This window comes from Dictyobacter sp. Z7_2 (assembly GCF_057551105.1).
The window spans coordinates 2,964,342-2,985,114 of sequence record NZ_BAAJPE010000002.1 but is presented as its reverse complement, the minus strand read 5'-3'; the positions used below and the strand labels follow the sequence as shown (position 1 = coordinate 2,985,114).

Here is a 20,773-nt window from a genome sequence, read left to right as displayed (position 1 = left end):
ACCTACCATAAAGGTAGCGCATGGAATGACCAGCGGCCAGACAACAAACATGTATCTTTGTTCCATTTTACCATTTTGCTTCACTCGAAATGGAATAAGAAGAGGGGCAAAGATTGTTTTCAAGGGTATAGACAAGATGACCTTCCTCAAGTTATGACCTGTCCTATGACCCCTTGACGTCAAGAGAAGAAGTATAGTAGTGTTAGTGGAACGTTTGTTTGTATCGACGGTCAATACACATACTATATCCCAGTAAAAAATCACTCAGAAGCAGACCGTAGGAGCGGATATCCCCCTGCCTATGCCTCTACGGGATACGTTCGTCTTTGTATGTATTTGAGAAAGTATGGGTGGATTGAGAGTATGCCCCAGGATAAAATTATAGTTCGCGGTGCCCGTGAGCACAACTTAAAAAATATCGACGTAACCATCCCCAGGGATCAGCTTGTCGTGATTACAGGTCTCTCAGGGTCAGGCAAGAGTAGTCTGGCTTTTGATACCATTTTCGCAGAGGGACAGCGCCGCTATGTGGAATCGCTCTCTGCCTATGCGCGTCAATTTCTCGACAAAATGGATAAGCCCGATGTCGACCACATTGACGGACTCTCTCCAGCAATCTCCATCGACCAGAAAGGTGCCACGCACAATCCACGCTCGACGGTAGGAACGGTCACAGAGATCTATGACTATCTGCGTCTGCTCTATGCACGCATTGGTCATCAACACTGTCCGCAATGCGGACGTGAGGTCAGCCAACAGACGCTCCAGCAGATCGTCGATGCGGTACTCAGCCTGCCAGATGGTACACGCCTCCTCCTACTAGCCCCCCTGGTCCAGGGACGTAAGGGCGAATACAAAAATATCTTTGAGGAGATGCGCCGTTCCGGCTATGTACGTGTGCGTGTGGATGGCAAGATCCTGGACCTCAGCGATGAGATCGATCTCGACAAACAGAAGAAACATACCATCGAGGTGGTCGTCGATCGTCTGGTCATTCGCAAAAATAAACCACAAGAGACTGAGCAGAGCAATGGAAGCACACCGGTCAAACGAGTAGCCGAGCCAGCAGCGCTCTACGAAGTCAACGCGGCCAAACAGACTCATATCGACGAGGATGGGATTGCAGAACCAGATATCCCAGCGATCCTCCATGAGGAGATCGATCCATCGTTCCGACAACGGATCGCCGATTCGCTAGAGACAACTCTCAAACTCGGTAGCGGCGTCGTACTGGTCTCAGTCGTCGATGGCGAAGAGATTCTCTTCTCAGAAAAAGCGGCATGCGTCTACTGCGGTATCAGCCTGCCGGAGATTGCTCCCCGTACCTTCAGCTTCAACAGTCCACATGGAGCGTGTCCCACCTGTACTGGTCTGGGCACACAGCTTGAAGTTGATCCCGAGCTGGTCGTCACCAATCCCGATCTGAGTATTCTACAAGGAGCGATCGCTCCCTGGAACAAAGTTATCAATGGCAGCCAATGGCATGCCGCAACTTTGGAAGCACTATCAGCACGCTATTCCTTTGATCTCAACACGCCCTGGAAGGATCTCAGCTCTGATCTCCAGCAGTTGCTGTTGCACGGTGTCGAAGAGGCACTGACGATTCGCTATACACCACAACATGGCAATACACGTACCTATACGACACACTTTGAGGGTATTCTCCCCAATCTGGATCGCCGCTATAAACAGACCGAGAGCGAAGGGGTACGCGAAGATATCGAAAGCTATATGTCATCGCGTGTGTGTCCTGATTGTCATGGGGCACGCCTCAAACCCGAAGCACTGGCCGTAACGGTAGGCGGACGCAATATCGTTCAGGTGACACGGCTGGCGATTGCTCGCACGCAGAGCTTCTTCAACGATTTAGAAGAGGGTTCATCGCAGGTTGTTCCACCCATCACACATGTGGTGGCAACCGGTAAGGGCAAGGGCAAAGGAAGCAAAAAAGCGACCGGTAATGGCTCGCTGTTAGGTGATCCGCTCGCCCCCATTCCGTTTGAAGGTCCATTGCTGATGAGTTCCTTGAGTGATCGCGAACGCTTTATCGCTCGGCAGGTTCTCAAAGAGATCCGAGCTCGCATCCAGTTTCTGCTCGATGTGGGTCTGGATTATCTGACGTTGGATCGCGCAGCCGCCAGTCTCTCAGGTGGCGAAGCACAGCGTATCCGGCTTGCAACGCAGATCGGCTCCGGCCTGATGGGCGTGCTCTATATTCTGGATGAGCCAAGCATTGGACTGCATCAGCGCGACAACGAGCGCTTGATTCATACCTTAGAACGACTACGCAATCTGGGTAACACGCTGATCGTGGTTGAACACGATGAAGATACGATGCGAGCCGCCGACTATATTATCGATATTGGTCCGGGCGCAGGCGAACATGGCGGACACGTTGTGGCCGCTGGAACTTATCAAGAGCTCCTTGATAATACCAACTCTATGACCGGTAACTACCTCTCACATCGACGCCGCATTGAAGTGCCTGCCAACAGGCGTCCAGGTAATGGGAACAAGCTCACCATCAAGGGTGCCCGCGAAAACAACTTGAAAAACGTCGACGTGGATATCCCGTTAGGCAAATTTGTCGCCATCACGGGCGTCTCCGGCTCCGGAAAAAGTACTCTGATCACGGACATTCTCTATAAGAAACTTTCTCAATTCTTCTTCCGCGCTCATGATAAGCCCGGACATCATGATACGATTGAGGGACTACAACATCTGGACAAAGTCATCGATATCGATCAGTCACCAATTGGACGCACACCGCGCTCAAATCCGGCGACCTATACGAACGCCTTCACCAGTATCCGCGAACTATTCGCGCAGGTCCCCGAATCGCGCATCCGTGGCTATCAGGCCGGACGCTTCTCGTTCAACGTCAAAGGCGGACGCTGTGAAGCCTGTAAGGGCGAGGGCATCGTGAAGATCGAGATGAATTTCTTGCCGGATGTCTATGTCCCATGTGAAGTTTGTCAGGGCAAGCGCTACAACCGTGAAGCACTGGAGATTCACTACAAAGGCAAAACGATCGCCGATGTCCTGAATATGACCGTGGAAGAAGCTACCGATTTCTTTTCCAACGTGCCATCGATCCAGAACAAGATGAAGACACTCAACGACGTCGGACTTGGCTACATGCGCCTGGGACAGCCTGCGACGACACTCTCCGGAGGAGAAGCGCAGCGCGTCAAGCTGGCTACCGAACTCTCAAGACGCTCCACCGGTCGCACGATGTATATTCTGGATGAGCCAACAACTGGCTTACATTTCGCCGATGTCGAACGACTTCTGGATGTCCTGCAAAGATTAGTCGATGCAGGCAACACTATCGTCGTCATCGAGCATAATCTGGACGTGATTAAGAGCGCCGACTGGCTCGTCGATCTCGGTCCCGACGGAGGAGATCGCGGCGGTCAGGTCATCGCCGAGGGCACACCAGAAGAGGTGGCTGATAATCCGGTCTCGTATACCGGACACTTTTTGAAGCGCATGCTCCAGGAAGAGGTCGAGAACAAATCGAAACGTATCTTAAGTACCGTCTCGATATAGCCGTACGTACACGTGAATCCAACATACTATCTCAGATAGGAAGCAATACTCTTTCGCCCACGGCGTTAACGCTCACCGACGTAGCGCCGTGGTCTTGTGCCCGGCGACCAGTTCACGTACGCAAACGTTCAATATCAGGCTCTGTATGCACAATTGCCTGTCTTTTCAATCAAGAATACCAGGCAGAATGATCTTCATCGCATGATCGTTCTTTTCTTTCTGCATTGAGCAACAAAAGCAAACGTTACGTACGTCACGAGTCCGCCGGGCACAAGACCACGGCGCTACGTCGGCGAGCTTGACCTCTGCGGTGGAAAGGTATTGGGCAAGCTCGCCGACAACGCTACGTCGGTGAGCTTGCTTTTTTCAGGGGCACGTTTCCTTCTTCGTTGTCTTCAATCTCTGCGTCCTCGGGAGCATTGTTGCTCTCGATTGCGGCAGACGGATTCTCGACCACCGGGAGTTGACCGCTTGCGCCAGGATCGTTCTTGTCGAGCTTCATCGGCACGCCTCGGCGACGCTGACGAGCATCGATCCAGGTGATCAGGGCAGCCATCGTGATCATTACGAGAGCGATCCCGATCAGCTTGAAGAAATGTCCAAAGCCCAGGGCCAGACATCCAAACAGGATCGTTAATCCGTAGAAGATGTAGCAGATCTGCCTGACAGTGAGTCCGGTCGCTTGCAGGCGATAATGCAGGTGCGTGCGGTCGTAATGCAAGGGATGTTGTCCACGTCGGATGCGATTGATTACCACAATCGCCACATCCATGATGGGAACGCCTAACACCATCAAAGCCAGAGCAATCTTCGCCCCTCCCATGATCGAGAGCACCGCCAATCCCAATCCGAGAAACTGGGAGCCGCTATCCCCCATAAAAATGCGTGCTGGATTCCAGTTGTGTGGCAAGAAGCCTAAGACGGCTCCCGCAAAGATCGCCGATAGCACGGCGATGGTGTACTGACCAAGTAGCCAGCTGGTGATCGTGATAAATATGGCAGTGATCGCTACCACTCCAGCGGCCAGGCCATCTACGCCATCGATCAGATTGACGGTATTCATCATGCCAATCATCCAGAACCACGTGACCAGCACAGCCGGAATGGCCAGGAGACGAATATCGGTGCTATGGATAAATATATCAACTGTCGTGCCATGATAAAATGGGACCGTCAATGATTGAAATGGATTACCAAAGCCAAATAAAAGTACTCCATTGAATTTCCCATTTAAAAAAGGTCCTAGCACGATAATGACGGCAACCGTCTGTGCCAACAACTTCGGCAACGGACGTAAAGGCTTCACATCGTCATAGGCGTGGACCGCCACAATCACTACTGCCGCAGCCAGAAACAGCCAGTAGATAATTTTTTCCTTCAGTTGCAGGTCTTCGTTGTGGATATAAAATATCAGGGAGGAGATGACAAAGGCGATGAAAATAGCGACGCCTCCCAGACGTGGCACGTTGTCTTGCTTACGTCCAGGTTCAGCCCGGCGGACTAAATTGAATTTACGCGTTAGAAAGGCGACCGCAAACAGCAACAAATATGAAACAATGAATGCACAGATCCCGCCAGCTAGCAGTAAATAAAAGCTTGTATCTGGATGATCCAGGCTCGATAGATGCATAGAGAATAAGGAAGATAGCGGCTGGCTGTGAAACAGACCCTCCATTACCATAAATGTGCCCCCTCAAACCGATAAGCATTAACGGAGAAACAGAACGTATGCATACCTTATCGACAGCATTCTACGCACACGCTCCACATATACAGTGCGCTTAAATAAACGTGCGCACAACATTTATTCAGACATAACCTCATCATAAAAAATATTTAGAGAGAGACTTGCACCAATCGATCCCAGCCCGCATAATCTTTATGACAATTCACACGGGCGTGCGGCCAGAGCGTATGGAGCACGTGAGTCAATGGCTCACATTGCCGATAACCTATCTCCAACAGCATCACCCCACCTTCCCTAAGAGTACCAGAAGAGTGTACCTCTTTGCATAAACGGAACAAGAGATCTAGCCCAAGTGGGCCACTAAATAGCGCCAGATGGGGTTCATACGCCAGCACATCCTGACTCATCTCACTCATCTCATCCAGGCCGACATAGGGCAGATTTGCCAGTAACACATCCACAGGTTCCGGCAGAGGAGCTATCAGATCTCCCTTTAACAAACGTACACGATCGCTTACATGATGCCGTTCACAATTTCTCCGCGCAACTTCAAGTGCCTCGGAAGAGATGTCACAAGCGTAGATAGATGAAAGGAGAGGCTCTGTCACAGCAATTGCAATTGGAATAGCTCCACTACCGGTTCCCACGTCGGCCACAACAGGATTTATCCCCTGAGAGATGCGTGTCTCTATCTCCGCTAGAGCCACCTCAACCAGAAGCTCCGTCTCTGGACGCGGGATCAAGACGTGTCGATTCACGCTAAAATCCAGACCGTAAAATGACTGTTCACCCAGGATGTAGGCCAACGGCTCGTGTTGAACGCGTTGCTGTAGCCAGGTCTCATAGCGCTGCTCCTGCTCAGGAGTTAGCTCTCGTTCAGGATGTGCCAGAATATACCCTCGATCCACGCCGGCAGCCGCTCCTAATAATTTCCGCGCCTCAACGCGTACGCCTGAGATCTCCGCCTGCGCCAATATCTGCGCACCTACCAACAATGCTTCCTGAAACGTAGTCATGCATAATTCCTAACTAACTGCATGCAAATGAAGTACCGGTGATTTCTAGCCTCAAACAATCAAAAAAGTGCACAATCCAGCCCGATAGAATTGTATCATGCCATTCAATGCTATCAGCATGGGCAATACTGTCTCAGACAGGGAGGAAGATCCTTTCGCTCACAGTGCAAACGCTCACCCACGTAGCGGCGCGGCTCCGCCGTGCTGTCAGTGACTCGTACGACAACGTTGTCCATCGCGTTCCATTGAGAGACGCATCCAGGTCGAATCATACGAGTCACTGACAGCACGGCGGAGCCGCGCCGCTACGTTTGCTTGCTTTCTCTCTTCGGGGGAAACGTTTCGCTCTCTGAGAGTTCAGCATTGTTTTTTCATAGGATGGAATAGAATAGACGCACAATTCCGTTTTCACCTATGAAATTATCGCTATCAAATGAAGAATTATTCGATATCCTCTTATACAAAAGGAGTATGCTCTTATGGCTTTATTCGGTAAGAAATCCCGTTCTGGAGAAATCGAGAAGCGTCCAGATGGCCTGGATCGCCTGCCGCCAGGGCAGTATCTGACAAAAAAATGGCCCGTCTTAACTTATGAGCGTGAGCCCAAGGCGCTGCCAGCCGGTTGGAAACTCAGAATAACGGGACTGGTCGAACAGCCCTTCGAGCTATCCTGGGACGAATTCTTGGCGCTCCCTCGTACAACCATGACGACTGATTTCCATTGCGTCACCTCCTGGAGTCGCTACGATAACACCTGGGAAGGTGTACATATCCGAGAGATTCTACAGCGTGCTAGGCCGTTACCAACCGCTAAATTTGTGATGGCCCATTCCTGGACAGGCTATACGACCAATCTCCCGCTGACTGATCTGGATGACGATGATGTTCTCATTGTGATCAAGCATGATGGCGAGGATCTCGCGATCGAGCATGGTGGTCCAGTCCGGCTACTGGTGCCCAAGCTCTATGCCTATAAGAGCGCCAAGTGGTTTGATAACCTGGAGTTTATGGAGGAGGATAATCCTGGCTTCTGGGAAAAACGTGGCTATCATAATCGCGCCAATCCCTGGAAAGAAGAGCGCTACTGGTAAACAAGTTCCCAGGCTTGCAACCGAACCTTTCCGGACTGCAAGCCTGTTTGGATACTCTTTTACAAGGCACTTATTTTTCTAGAGAGCTCTTACTATTACGCTCTCCGTCATAGGTCAAGAGGATACGCTTCCCTTCAAAGACGGTCTCCAGATGGACTGGGCGTCCCCAGAGGATGTAGACATGCTGCAACGTCTTTTCAGCATAGTTGAGATCGAGTTCCTGTCCCTCAAAGAGATGCATGAGGTAGAGCTCTCGATTGCCCTTATAATCGCCGTTGTCGACCACCAGGTAGGGATGTCCAAAGTTGGTCATATTGCCGACAATCGTATCGCGCACCTTCTCCCAATTCTTTTCGGCAATCACCCAATCATCGCCCTCTTTTTTGTAGAGGTACAGATCCAGATCCTTGATGAGATCTTCGGTCAGGTAGTTGCGCAAGAAGGAGACATCGTTATCGAGCTCACGCACCTCAAAGATCTTCTGACGACCTAAGCCAGGCTTGCGGCCCAGCCGATCCTGCTCCTCGCGCGAGGGATTATCCCAACGGCGCTCGACGTCCTCGAAGATCTTAAAGCCAATATAGTAGGGATTCAGGGAGGTACGCGATGGGGTGAGTACTCCCGAATGCAGTTGGGCGAACTCAACCGTCTCGGAGTCGGAGATCAATCCCTTATCGCCCATCTCGCGCATGATACGCGAGTGCCAGATGCTATTATGATGGAGCATCCCATTCGCAATATAGCGATGCGAGTCCTCCACGGTTATATCATAGACATCGGCGACCGACAGTTCTACGCTCACAACCTCATCAGACGTATCTTCTTTGAGGAACCAGAGATGCGCCTGCACATATTCATCTAACTTTTGCTGCTTACGAGGTAAGCCAAAGCCAATCTCGTCAGCATAAAGTTTTGCAGAAGCACCCTTGATACGAATATTGACTCCATAGCGACGCGACAAGATGCCATAGTTAAGCAGCAACACCTGCAGCGTTTGCGCAATCTCATCACTAAAAGTAGAGAGAATCACTCCTTCTTTAGCAGAAGCACACCCATCGCAATCAAAGTATGCACGCAAGAACGCACTGACAACAGATTTTGGTGATTGCAGAATAGCATCTGGAATGCACTTTTGCGCAGCCCTGGCACTCAAATCAATGCCAAGAGTCTGTAAAAGATCAAGCACATTCGCAGAGTAAAAAACCACGCGCCAGCGACCACCCTCGCCGCTGACAGTCTTATCATCCCAGAAGACAGCAGGCTCGATGGCAAACAGTTCTAAAACCAGCTGCGCATACCGATCTCTGCACTCAATATCACCCGAGGTAAAACCCACGGCTTGTTTTGAGACGTGGATGTTGCCATCACCAATCAGGTAGCCCAGAAACTCGGCGAAAGGCTCCGTCAGATGTGTGGGTGCACTCAGTGGAAAGCGAGAGGCGTAAACAGGTTTACCCGCATTGCCAAAGGTATAATTCACTGTTTGCATAGCAGCGGAGATCTGATCCTGTGCATAAGAGGTTTTGCCACTCATAGAGCGATAAACAGTCTTGACACTTACACCAGCCGCCTCTGCCACGTCGGACACGGTAGACGAAACACGTCGAGCAGGTGTGGCAACAGGAACGAGATGTGTAGACCAGATGTTATCACCCACGCTTAATGGTACACGCTGCCCAACTTTTACATCTTTAAGTGCCAGCCATTGATCTGGTCCAATGTTCAATTTATGCTCTTCCGCGCCCTCCAGCACGAGACCGCGACGCGTTCGCAGGCGGATTGTCGCCGCGTTGCGACGAATATGACGATCACTGATCTTGTCCTGCACACCGTTGCCGCTTGCAGCCAGAATGGTCTCGCCCTGAGCAAGATGGTGATGCAAAGCATCATAGCGCAAGAAACCACGCTCGGTCAGCACCAGGCTTGAACCCACCAGACAGGCCCAGCCTTCGTTCATAACCTTTGTCTGCATCTGCGGGATAAAGTACAGCATCTCGGTGCGGACGATTTCCAGAATATCGCGCTGCCACGGCTCCAGCAACGGCGCATGGCGCGTCAGGAATAAGAGGAGATCCTTCTCCGGCTTTTCGGGGAACTTGGCTGTCTTGCCAGGACGACGATCACGCTCCTCCTCAGCCTTACGCGCCTTATCATCCAGACCCCATAGGTCGTCGTAGGCGGTACTGACTGGCTTGGCTTCCTCATCAGGCTTCGTATTGTCGCTGTTCAGCAGCAGGTTATAGTCAATGTGTTCCTGAATTGAGAGAACAGCATCCAGAAAATGCTCAACCTCATCCTTGCCATGATCAAATTCGTACTTCGCAATGCGTTCGGCATGGATACTCGCTTTATCGATCATACGGCGCGACGTGTTCTGGAAGTAGGCATTATTTTTAAAGAAGTCGGTATGGCCAAAGACATGCGCAGCTACAAAGGTATTCTGCAACAAATTGTTCATGTCCATCAGGAAGGCATAGCTGGGATTGGTATTGACTACCATTTCATAGATTTTGCTCAAGCCCAGGTCATACTGCATCTTTTGACGATAATACGCTTTTCCATGCGTCCAGTGACTGAAGCGCCCCGGTAGGCTGTATGATGCGAATTCATACATGATAGATGCAGGCACAAGCTCAAAATGAGTGGGAAAAGGATCAAGTCCAAACTTGCGAGCCTCTTCCCAGGCTGCATCTATGCCATCGCGCAGGCGTTCAATGTCACTGCTAGCAACATTATCAATCATGAAGGAACTCCTGACTCTACCTGCCTGCCACAGGATCACGCTGAGCAAAGAATTTACGCAGCGCGGGATAGACCTCTTTTTTATCTGAAATGGTCACGGGAATGAACTTCTTATCGCTAATCTTGTTGTAGGCCGACATCAATGTGCTGGGAGAGCGATAGTGTCCCTCGCGGATCTCGCCATAGCCAAAGATGTTACATTGCTCCATCATTTTGGTGACCAGTTGTACGCAGCGATCATTATCCCAGGGGAGATTATCGCCGTCAGAAAAGTGGAATGGATAGATATTCCAATCGTTGGGATTGTAACGCTCCTGGATAATCTGGAGTGCCAATTCATAAGCCGATGAGACCTGCGTGCCACCGCTCTCGCCTTTATGGAAGAACTCTTCTTCAGTCACCTCTTTGGCTTCGGTGTGATGGCTGATAAACACGATCTTGACGTTATTATATTTGGTACGGAGGAAACGTACCATCCAAAAGTAGAAGCTACGAGCGATATATTTCTCGAACTCGCCCATCGATCCCGAGACGTCCATCATCGCGATGACCACGGCGTTGGACTGAAACTTGATCGTCGGTTCCCACACTTTAAAGCGCAAGTCATCCGACTTGATATCCTTAAAGGCGGCCTCGCCCTTGGAGGCGTTACGCTTGATGTTTTCCATGATCGTGCGCTTTTTGTCGAGGTTCGCCATCGCCCCTTTTTTACGCACATCGGTAAAGACGACAGACTCGGTCTCCATCTCTTGCTGGCGCTTCTGCTCAAGATTGGGCAGACCCAGATCTTCAAAGATTAACGCGGCAAGCTCCTCCATCGAGACCTCAGCCTCATAATAATCATATCCGGCCTCCTTGCCGGCCTCGCCCTTTTTGCCTTTGCCAGGCTTCGGCTCCTGCGCAACTACATCCCCGACTTTACTTTTCCCATTACCCTGTCCGGCGTGCTGCTGGCGGCCATGATCATAACGAAAATTATATTCTTCGAGCGAGCGAATAGGGATGCGCACCGTTTTTTGACCATCGGAAAGAATGATGCTCTCTTCGCTCACGATCTCGCCCAGATTTTTTTTGACGGCTTCGCGGATCTTTTCTTTGTGGCGTTCCTGGTCACCCTGACCTTTGCGGTGCAATGACCAATCATGTTGGGAGACAGACATGGATGATGCTCCTTACTAAACCCATCAGCATTCAGAAGCGCAACGTGCATTGCGAGAAAGGTACAACGCCTCTTTCTTATCTGAATGGAAGGCAATATCCAATGAGACCACATGGTAGAGAGGAGAATGTCCGTTGGAAGTTCGCCACTGAACCGCCAACGGGGCCACACTTTCTACACGGATCGATCATCCTGCTTCTGATGCGAACTAGCGATTTAAGAGGCTACCTGTATAGCGAAGAAGCTCGTTCGCACTTTCGTAGGTATATCCCTGCTCAGCAACCAGACGCTCAACGACTTCGTTAATCTTGCGCAACTGCTCTTTATCAGGAGTACGAGTCGATGTCGTAATTTTCACAACATCGCGCAGGTCGGCAAACAACTTCTTTTCAATCGCTTCTTTTAAGCGCTCGTGGCTGGTGTAGTCGAAGGTCAGACCTTTACGTGCCAGCGAGGAGATACGAATAAGGATCTCTTCACGGAATGAGCGCTTGGCATTTTCTGAGATCCCAATCTGCTCTTCAATTGAGCGCATGAGATGCTCATCAGGCTCCAATTCCTCGTCGGTAATCGGATCACGTAACTTCGTCTTATTGCAATATGCTTCAACATTATCGAGGTAGTTGTTGAGCATCGTATGTGCTGACTCTTCATAGGAGTAGACAAACGCCCGCTGCACTTCTTTTTTGGCGATCTCATCATACTCTTTACGAGCATCATTGATGAAATTCAGATAGCGCTCACGCTCTTCGCGGGTAATGCTGGTATGCTGGTCCAGGCCATCACGCAGGGCGCGTAAGGCATCGATAGGGCTGATGTAGGTAACATTGTTCTTGATAAGAGCATTTGATAAACGATTGATAACATAACGGGGTGAGATACCATCCATCCCCTCGCGCACGGCCTCTTCCTGTACCTCGCGCACATCTTTCTGCTTGAAGTCCTCCATATCCTCGCCGTCATAGAGTTTGAGCTTCTTCATCAAGCTCATACCGGCCTTCTTGGACGCCTCTAAACGGGTCAGAATGGCGAAGATGCTGGCGATGCGCAGTGTATAAGGAGCGATATGTACATTCTGTAACGCGCTCTGCTTAAGCAGTTTCTCGTAAATCTTGACTTCATCGGAGACACGCAGGTTGTATGGTACCTTGGCAAGAATGATGCGGTCCTGCAACGCTTCCGACTTTTTATTACCAACAAATGAAGAATACTCATGCTCATTGGTATGACTAATCACCACTTCATCAGCATAGATCATGCTAAAGCGTCCGGTCTTAATATTCTGTTCCTGGCTCAAAGTCAGCAAGACATATAAAAATTTCTCGTCTGTTTTGAGCATTTCCACGAACTCCATCACGCCACGGTTAGCGATATTGAGTTCACCATCAAACCGATACGCACGGGGATCACTCTCGACTCCCACTTCACCGATGGTGGAAAGGTCGATGCCACCAACCAGTTCGCTGATATCCTGACTCTTGGGGTCCGAGGGGGTAAAGGTTCCTACGCCCACGCGATACTTCTCGCTGAAGCTGATACGTTTGATCGGAACTTCTTCAATCCGTCCACGGAACTGATTGTCAACCATATAGCGGCAATGAGGGCACAGATCACCTTCGACGTAAATGCCAAATTCTTTTTCTACATCGCCTCGGAGTTCATAAGGAATCAAATGGAGCGGCTCTTCATGCATGGGACAATCTGTAATGGCATAGATGGCACCTTCGGGGGTACGACTATAAGACTCCAAGCCACGTTTTATCAGATGCACAATCGTGGACTTACCACCGCCGACAGGTCCCATCAGGAGAAGCACGCGCTTTCTCACTTCGAGACGTTGAGCGGCCGAGTGGAAGTAGTCGACAATCTGTTGGAGCGGTTTCTCAATGCCGAAGATCTCGTCACTGAAAAACTTGTAGTGAGGCTCTCCATTCCGATTGGTCTCTATACCACCATCCATAATCATGTGATAAATGCGCTCATGAGAAAGTCGAGCTACCGCTGGTTTTTTACAGGCTATCTCGAAGTACTCCGCGAAGGTCCCTTCCCACATGAGCTCGCGCTCACGGTCCCGGTATTCTTCTAACCGCTTTACCAGATCCATAGTTCATCCTCTCTGTCTATGACTAATAGTGTATGAAGAAAAAAGTCCCTACCCTTCCTGGGTCGCTTCCTACACTACGCTTATTACTGCTGCTACGGTGTACGAACCAGAAAACGCACTACGTGATCGGGAAATATCAAGAGAAGAAGTGAGCTGTTTGAGAGTATATTCCACATATAAGCGTGATCCTCGACCAATGGATTGGCCCGCTAAGACCAAAAGGACCGGATTCTTGCCCGACGTTCGTAGCGAGAAAACCAGCCCTTTCTACTTTTCTGAGGATGTTATTTAAATGTAGATGTGTGATACTCTGTATCCAATCTTTAAATCGATTATTTTGGGATAAACCTAAGAGTTGCATCATAGCGATGCTCCTGAGATGCTTCAATCGGTCCTTTCTTACTCCTTTTGGATCAAGCAAGAGATGAACGATATCTACGATGGATGTTGTTTTTCCCAGCTACGTTGCCGCTACCGCCACGAGTTCCCATTATCTTATATGGGTATATCCTCATTATAGCATATTTCTTTCTATGAAACAATTCTTCTAGGATATCTGGAACATGGTAATCTTACAGTATCCTATCAACCTTACAGTATCCTAATCAACGGATCGAAAAAGACACGGTCCAGACATTGCCCCCTCTATTCATTATACTCGTCTACCCGACACGTTTCGCGGTAATACACTAGAAAGAAGCAGCGCGATGAAGTGTAGTGGGTGCTAAAAATAAAGTCACTGCCGCGCCGCATTGCACATTTAATTGCCGCGCCGCCGAACCATTAAAGATTGCGATAGCTATCGTACCAGAACTATCTACCAATAAGAAGGGCTCTTTTTGACTAGTACTTTCGGCAAAAAAGCGCCGTCGCTCCGTAATCAGCACGCCCCTTTCAGGGATCTCTAGGCGCACAGCGGGACGTTCAAAGAAGTCTGGGATGAGTGTTAGCGGGATATTGGTGATCAGGTTGCCAAAATGGTCGATAGAAAGAATCTGGGCCTCAATCTGATCATCCTTATAGAGCGGTTGAGCGATATCCAGACGACAAAGCTCAGCCACAGCGATGGGCTCTCCCAGCTCTTTCAGAGCCACACCTCTGGCCAGATGGGCCGCCACCGGAGCAAAGAGATCCCGCCCCTGGAACGTTGAACTCACAGTGGAAAGATGATAGCTGGCATTCGTCAACCGCACCGCCTCATGGACAGTCTGCTGCTCCAGGATACGCTGGAACAGGCCATTATCTGGACCCACAAAATACCACTCCCCGGCATGGAGAGCAATCGGAGCCCTCTGGCTGCCAACGCCGGGATCAACCACGCACTCAAATATGGTCCCGGGCGGAAAATATTGATAGCTGCTCCCCAGCGCCAGAGAGCCGGCCAAGATATCTTGCGGCGCGATATCGTGCGTGATATCGATGATAGGAATCCCGGGAGCAATCGTAGAGATAACTCCTTTCATCACCCCCACAAAACTATCCACCAGACCAAAATCGGTCAGCAAAGCGATCACTGCCGACGAAGGACGAGAAATCAGATCAGACACGGTACTATAGTCCTTTCTCCAAACAGAAAAGGGCACGATGGCTTATACTCAAGTATAAGACACACAATACGTAAACAGGTGATGCGTCATAAGTCACATCCCCCGCGCGATAACTATGACATTATAAAAGATGTATGCTATACTAGCCCCGAATACAGACACGGACAGAGCACAAAATCAGGGCAGCAGGGCTCTCATTGCCACTATTATTCCATAGACAGATGGATAGCAACAAAACACTACTACCAAATGTCTGGATACCGTGCATTGTACCTCCTCAGACTGAAACGTGTCTCCATTGTGCCTGTGGGTAGGGGTATCCGTGCGATTGAAAGAAGATGAAGGAAATGGAGGCGCACTCCTCCCCAGGTCTGAAGACAGGGGTATCCGTGCGATTGAAAGAAGATGAAGGAAATGGAGGCGCACCCCTCCCCAGGTCTGAAGACAGGGGTATCCGTGCGATTGAAAGAAGATGAATATTAATACAAGTACAGGTGGACCACACCTCCTTCTTTTCGAGCGCGACCAACAATTTGCAACATTGCTTACGAGTGAATTGCAATTAGCAGGCTACACAAATCATATAGCTCGCACCGCCGTCGAAGTCTTTGATGCCATCTCGCGCTATCCAATTCGACTGGTCCTGGTGGATCTGGCACAGGCCGCCGCTGCACGCCGCGAATTCTGGGTCGCCCTGGACTCTCAGCGCCGCGATCGCAAAGTGCAGGTGCTGACGTTTGTGTGCACCAATCTGGCAGGCTATGGACCACGTGATCCAGACGATCATATTCAAAACACCAATATCGATATGGAGATCGATGGCATGCTGGGCTTGATGAGCCTGGTAGATGCCGTGCGCACGCGTGTGCCAAGCGCAGTGATCGATACCAGTACTCAACCACGTATGCGACGCTTCGCCTCGCAACAAATGCCCACCGTCCCCCAGCCAGCGGCGCAGATGCCACTGAATAGCAATACGGGCACATTCCCGATACAGGTTCCCTCAGACACAGGTATGAGACAGGCTATGCCTCGTTCAGGCTCACCTTTTTTGCCACAGACACCGGTTGGCACGCCAGTCGGGCAAGCGCAGCCAGCGGGACTCAATCCGCAGCCATCGCCCGCGACAGGGCTCTCTGGCTCCAGCCAGCCATCATACAGTGAAAAGATACGAGCGGTGCTCTATCCCAATCAACGCACCTGGAATGTGCAGGATGAAGAAAATTCTGCGACAAATTTTGAGGTGAGAGAAGCCACCAATGCCGCGTTGCACGCAATGCCACCGCTTCAGCCCAACAATACAAATAACGATGCACCGATGCTGCAGAGACTTGCCAGCGGACAACTTCCGCATACCGAGAATCCACAGAACGAATCTGGACTGGCTCAGCTATCGCGTCTTGTCCAGGGCTTCCGCTCCGCTACACCGATGAAAGAGGAGACGACATCGTACACTCCGCCGGCACCACAGCAGCCAGCAACATCATGGCAGCCGCCTGCTACGCCATCGCAGCAGTCGATGCCTCAATGGCAGCCACAACAACAATCATCCACCCCCCAATGGCAGCCGCCTGCTACGCCATCGCAGCAATCGATGCCCCAATGGCAACCGACTCCACAGCAGCAACCGGCCCCTCAATGGCAACCGGCGTCTATACCATCACAACAGCAGTCAGCGACCCAATGGTCAGCGTCGCCAGCATCAGCCACACCATGGTCGACAATCAATCCAAGCGCACAGCCACAGCAACCCACAGTTGAGCCTGTACGAGAGGCAGAACGTAACCAGACAAATGGTCAGCAGAATCAGCCTCATACCTATTCGACGTTTGTCATTCCGACCGCTCGCACATCTCAAGATGAAAAAATCGGGGCGCAACCATTGCGAGCCTCTCCGATTCAGGACCTGCCCCTCGAGCGCACCATTTCGGGACCTGCCGTTCCAGAGCAGCCTAAACGTCCAGATGTTCTCTCGCGTTCCAACTATGGACAGCAAATAGGGATGCCATCACAACCAGCAGGGACCAGTCAGTTGGCCTCGATCGCCACGCCGATGCCTCCTACACCCACGAACAAAGGGACGATGGCACCAGCATCGACTCCAGCAGCAGAGCCAGTCATAGAAGAGTCGAAGCAGCCGGAGAGCCAGTACGAGCCCGCTCAGGAGGAAGAGACAGACAGCAAAGTAAATGGAAAAGAAAAGGCCAACGCAAAAACGGTCGCCTATGAAGAGGAAAAACCGGTGGAGCAGATCCAGCTCCCCGAAGAACTTGCAGAGAGCATGACGACGAATAACGCCGTTCTGCTCGATATTGTCCAAAGTCTGCCACCGATGCCTGCACTCGGAGAACAGCAGCCACAGCCACAATCATCCATCCAAGCACAAGCCTTAAATGGAAGGGCAACGCGCTCGCTCAACAAAGTTTTGCTCGATGGTCATCTGGTACCTCAGGATCGTCTGGATGTGGCGCAGAATATTCAGCGGATGTTACGTGGCGTGGATTTAAATTATCAGCTTGGTGAAATATTACTTATGTTTAAGTTGTTAACGCCCGATCAATTATTAGCGGCAAGCCTTGTGAGTTATGGACTGATCACAACCACACAGATCAGTGCACTGGGGCGTATCCGTCAAGAGCTATATGCCATTGGACTTGAATATGATCTCGAAAATCTATTGATTGTATTTAGAATTCTGACAACCGAGCAGCTACGTGAAGCACGCTCCAGCCTACAGAGCTAGCGATGCACATGTTTTTGTGATCAACGGTGAAATCACAAAAACATGTGCATCGCTCGAGGCAAGGACGCCAATCCTCTTCTCTTACAGCGCCTGAGACACCTCTGGCACCGAAATCTTTTCGATCTGCGCCCCTAAGGCGCGAAGTTTCACATCCAGATACTCATAGCCACGTTCAATATGCTCAATTCCATAGACCTCAGAAGTCCCCTCAGCGCATAAAGCGGCCAAAATATACGAGCAGCCAGCCCGAATATCAGGGATATCCAGGCGTGTGCCCACCAGCGGCGTTGGGCCGCTGACGACACAACTGTGCGTGTGCTGCTTCTCACGGAAACGACAGGGAACTTCACCCAGGCATTTGGGATACAAACCAATATGTGCCCCCATCCGATTTAAGGTATTGGTGTAGCCAAACCGATCCTCATAGATCGTCTCATGCACCACCGAGAGGCCATTGGATTGAGTCAGCAGGACAGTAAATGGCTGCTGCCAATCGGTCATAAAACCCGGATGCACATCGGTCTCCAGAGCGATAGCAGGTGGGGTTTTACTATCCCCAATAAAGCGTATCCCCTCATCATCGACCTCAAAGCGCAGGCCCATCTTCAAGAGCGTATTGAGAAAAGAGAGGAGCGTATCCTGTTGAGCCTTTCGTAGATACACATCGCCTTTGGTAAGATAGGTGGCGACCGCCAGAGAGACGGCCTCATTACGATCGCTCAACAGGGTATGCCTGGCACCATTCAGGGATTCAACTCCTTCGATGACGATGCGTCGATCAACCTTATACTCAATAATGGCGCCCATCTTCTGCAACAGTTTGATCAGATCGACAATCTCCGGCTCAGCCGCGGCATTTTCAATCGTCGTCACACCCTTTGCCAGAGAGGCCGTGATCAAGAGATTCTCGGTCGCCATGACGCTGGGGAAAGGAAGCGAGATGGTCGTTCCATGCAGCCGTTGGGGAGCATAACAATGATAGTAGCCATCTTTTTCGACGATCCTGGCCCCCATCTGCTGCAAGCCCTGGATATGATAATTGATGGGGCGAGGACCAATCCGATCTCCACCCGGCAACGGAATCACCGCCTCGCCGCAGCGATGGAGCAATGGTCCAATCGTCATCACACAGATGCGATTGAGTCCTCCCACGGTACTCGAGACATTGCAGTTCGTAATCTCGGGCGTCTGGATCGTCAGGGTATGCTCTTCACGATTGACCTCTACCTGCGAGCCCAGATCCTCACACAACTTGACCGTGAGTTCCATATCGCCCAAAATCGGTATATTGCGTAACACACAGGTATCAGTCGTCATCAGAGACGAGATTAACATCTTGGTGACAGCATTTTTGGCCCCGCTGAGCGTCACTTCTCCATACAGAGGCTGTCCCCCGGTAACTAAATAATGAGGGGTAAACTGATCTTTTTGCTCACTCACGAAAAACAAACCTTCCTGATGTATTTACTACATAACGCGTTAGGTGTCACGAGTACAATGGACAGAAGGGGCAGTGCCTGGACTGTTTCCTTTCCGATCCGGCGCAGGATACTGCAAAATGCACACACTAAGAATGTTTTGCATTTCCGGGCGCTTCCCATAACCAGCGCAGCGCGTTGAGACGGGATGGAGGTGACATGACGTTGCGACGAATACGCCGATCCGCCTTCCCTGCCCGCTCCTGTTTTTGACCCAAATTATCCCCGCTATCCAAGGTACCAAAGTTATCTAAGTTATCTAAAAGGTCCAGGAAACTGTTCACGCTTTGAGCCACACCCTCAACCATGAGATAACCGGATGGCTTAACAGCATCACCAACCAGATACAAACCACGTACATCTAGCTGTGGAGCAACATCCTCGCCCTGAGCCATACGATTCACAGGCCATTCTCCGCGATAGGTGCCCATGGTTAAAATCTGACAATGTTTATCGAACGTCTCGCCAAACATGAAGCGCAGATCCGCCAGAGCCAGAGTCCGCTCCTCTTCAACATTATTACTCTGAATCACCTGATGGCTGATCAGTAAATGCTTGCCCGGAGGTGCCAGTGCTGGCTCGCTATTGGTCGGCTGCACCATACCAGCGATCCGTTGCGTATCCAGACAATACATAATCCCTTTATGAGGAATCAATGACACATCGCTGAGAATATGGACCTTTAAGCCAATCGCCTCTGGCAAGGTATCCGGGAGAGCATAGTCGGCTGCTTGATCTTTAGCAGCGGGCTTCAGCACATCCGATTGTTTCACGAGGCGATTCTGCAACAATCCGTCGGTGGCGCGTGGTCCGATATCGCTCACAACTAACGACGCGTGGAGGGTCTGCTCCTCACCGGTACGTTTATGCTTGATGCGCACACCACATACCCGACCATCCTCTTGCAGAATCTCCAATACCTCACAGGAAAGAAATATCTCGCCATCGTACCGACGCACGCATTGCTCTAATTGATTAGTAATCTCGGCACAGCCTCCACGAACAATCGCTGGCGCGCCATAGCGAAACATATTCTTCGTCGTACGCACAACTTCGGCCGTCTGGACCTGATGCAGTTCAAGACTCAAGGCGAAGCGCGAAATACTGGCAAAAAAAGCCACCAATTGTACATTACGCTTCACATCGATATGGCGCTCCAGCCAGAGATCAAAAGGCAGATGTAGTTCTTCCTGGGGCAAAGGACGAAAGAACATGAGACGGCCAAGGCGCAAAAAGTTTCCGAACTGGCGCGGCCCCAGAAATTTTGCCACGCCTAACAGACCCGGAGAGAGGTATTGCTTTCCATGCACATGAAATGATCCAAAGACATCTGCATCGTAGAGACGATGGGGAATATGCAAGCGCTGCAACATATGCGCCAGAACGCCACTACTTCCAAATGGAACCATATGGACTGCACCGGTGCTTACCTGCACGCCATGAAAATCTTTGGCAGTAAAACGTCCCCCGCTATGGGGCAAGCGCTCTAGTACAATAACATGTTTCCCGCGCTGTAAGAGTTGCGCGGCGCTCAGCAGGCCTCCCAGGCCAGCTCCAATGACAATAGCATCGATCTGTCGTGGACTGGACGCTGCCTGCGCGCCATCTGCGACACTCTCAACATGCGTAACTGCTTGTTCGTACATGAATTTTC

Annotated in this window: 11 protein-coding genes; 3 read left to right on the top strand and 8 right to left on the bottom strand. The window is 50.8% G+C overall.

Going from position 1 to position 20,773, the window contains the following annotated elements; all coding sequences use genetic code 11:
• Nucleotides 1-363: 363 nt before the first annotated feature.
• On the top strand, nucleotides 364-3,552 hold the full coding sequence (uvrA, locus tag AC27N8_RS26075) for an excinuclease ABC subunit UvrA (RefSeq protein ID WP_487070896.1): 3,189 nt from the start codon (nucleotides 364-366) through the stop codon (nucleotides 3,550-3,552).
• A 343-nt stretch (nucleotides 3,553-3,895) separates the two neighbouring features.
• Here uvrA and AC27N8_RS26070 read toward each other — a convergent pair whose 3' ends face one another.
• Complete coding sequence (locus AC27N8_RS26070) at nucleotides 3,896-5,233, bottom strand: MraY family glycosyltransferase (RefSeq protein ID WP_487070894.1); 1,338 nt, start codon at nucleotides 5,231-5,233, stop codon at nucleotides 3,896-3,898.
• Nucleotides 5,234-5,388: 155 nt separating this feature from the next.
• Complete coding sequence (gene prmC, locus AC27N8_RS26065; RefSeq protein WP_487070892.1) at nucleotides 5,389-6,255, bottom strand: peptide chain release factor N(5)-glutamine methyltransferase; 867 nt, start codon at nucleotides 6,253-6,255, stop codon at nucleotides 5,389-5,391.
• 479 nt (nucleotides 6,256-6,734) lie between these two features.
• On the opposite strand from prmC, the gene AC27N8_RS26060 reads away from it, so the two are divergent.
• Nucleotides 6,735-7,346, top strand: coding sequence for a sulfite oxidase-like oxidoreductase (locus AC27N8_RS26060; RefSeq protein WP_487070890.1), 612 nt, complete (start codon nucleotides 6,735-6,737; stop codon nucleotides 7,344-7,346).
• Nucleotides 7,347-7,416: 70 nt separating this feature from the next.
• On the opposite strand, the gene AC27N8_RS26055 is transcribed toward AC27N8_RS26060, so the two are convergent.
• The 4 genes from AC27N8_RS26055 to AC27N8_RS26040 form a co-directional block, all read right to left on the bottom strand.
• Nucleotides 7,417-10,089: a SpoVR family protein gene (locus AC27N8_RS26055; RefSeq protein ID WP_487070888.1), complete on the bottom strand. Its 2,673-nt coding sequence runs from the start codon at nucleotides 10,087-10,089 to the stop codon at nucleotides 7,417-7,419.
• A gap of 16 nt (nucleotides 10,090-10,105) precedes the next feature.
• On the bottom strand, nucleotides 10,106-11,248 hold the full coding sequence (gene yhbH / locus AC27N8_RS26050; RefSeq protein ID WP_487070886.1) for a sporulation protein YhbH: 1,143 nt from the start codon (nucleotides 11,246-11,248) through the stop codon (nucleotides 10,106-10,108).
• Between the two features lie 207 nt (nucleotides 11,249-11,455).
• Entirely contained in the window at nucleotides 11,456-13,351 is a 1,896-nt protein-coding gene (locus AC27N8_RS26045; protein ID WP_487070884.1) for a PrkA family serine protein kinase, read from the bottom strand.
• A 689-nt stretch (nucleotides 13,352-14,040) separates the two neighbouring features.
• Entirely contained in the window at nucleotides 14,041-14,898 is an 858-nt protein-coding gene (locus AC27N8_RS26040) for an SAM hydrolase/SAM-dependent halogenase family protein (protein WP_487070882.1), read from the bottom strand.
• Between the two features lie 472 nt (nucleotides 14,899-15,370).
• Here AC27N8_RS26040 and AC27N8_RS26035 point away from each other — a divergent pair, with 472 nt between their 5' ends.
• Nucleotides 15,371-17,641, top strand: coding sequence for a hypothetical protein (locus AC27N8_RS26035; protein WP_487070880.1), 2,271 nt, complete (start codon nucleotides 15,371-15,373; stop codon nucleotides 17,639-17,641).
• 81 nt (nucleotides 17,642-17,722) lie between these two features.
• Here AC27N8_RS26035 and murA read toward each other — a convergent pair whose 3' ends face one another.
• Together murA and AC27N8_RS26025 are read right to left on the bottom strand one after the other, a co-directional pair.
• Complete coding sequence (murA, locus tag AC27N8_RS26030; RefSeq protein WP_487070878.1) at nucleotides 17,723-19,081, bottom strand: UDP-N-acetylglucosamine 1-carboxyvinyltransferase; 1,359 nt, start codon at nucleotides 19,079-19,081, stop codon at nucleotides 17,723-17,725.
• Between the two features lie 127 nt (nucleotides 19,082-19,208).
• The gene (locus tag AC27N8_RS26025) at nucleotides 19,209-20,765 is read right to left on the bottom strand and encodes a phytoene desaturase family protein (protein ID WP_487070876.1); all 1,557 of its coding nucleotides are present in this window, start codon (nucleotides 20,763-20,765) and stop codon (nucleotides 19,209-19,211) included.
• Nucleotides 20,766-20,773: the final 8 nt, after the last annotated feature.

What these genes read in the sequence shown, in the direction of transcription:
- AC27N8_RS26055 (WP_487070888.1), bottom strand. Translation starts at nt 10,089, where the DNA reads ATGATTGATAATGTTGCTAGCAGTGACATTGAACGCCTGCGCGATGGC.
- AC27N8_RS26025 (WP_487070876.1), bottom strand. Translation starts at nt 20,765, where the DNA reads ATGTACGAACAAGCAGTTACGCATGTTGAGAGTGTCGCAGATGGCGCG.
- AC27N8_RS26060 (WP_487070890.1), top strand. Translation starts at nt 6,735, where the DNA reads ATGGCTTTATTCGGTAAGAAATCCCGTTCTGGAGAAATCGAGAAGCGT.
- yhbH (WP_487070886.1), bottom strand. Translation starts at nt 11,248, where the DNA reads ATGTCTGTCTCCCAACATGATTGGTCATTGCACCGCAAAGGTCAGGGT.
- AC27N8_RS26070 (WP_487070894.1), bottom strand. Translation starts at nt 5,233, where the DNA reads ATGGTAATGGAGGGTCTGTTTCACAGCCAGCCGCTATCTTCCTTATTC.
- uvrA (WP_487070896.1), top strand. Translation starts at nt 364, where the DNA reads ATGCCCCAGGATAAAATTATAGTTCGCGGTGCCCGTGAGCACAACTTA.
- AC27N8_RS26035 (WP_487070880.1), top strand. Translation starts at nt 15,371, where the DNA reads ATGAATATTAATACAAGTACAGGTGGACCACACCTCCTTCTTTTCGAG.
- prmC (WP_487070892.1), bottom strand. Translation starts at nt 6,255, where the DNA reads ATGACTACGTTTCAGGAAGCATTGTTGGTAGGTGCGCAGATATTGGCG.
- AC27N8_RS26045 (WP_487070884.1), bottom strand. Translation starts at nt 13,351, where the DNA reads ATGGATCTGGTAAAGCGGTTAGAAGAATACCGGGACCGTGAGCGCGAG.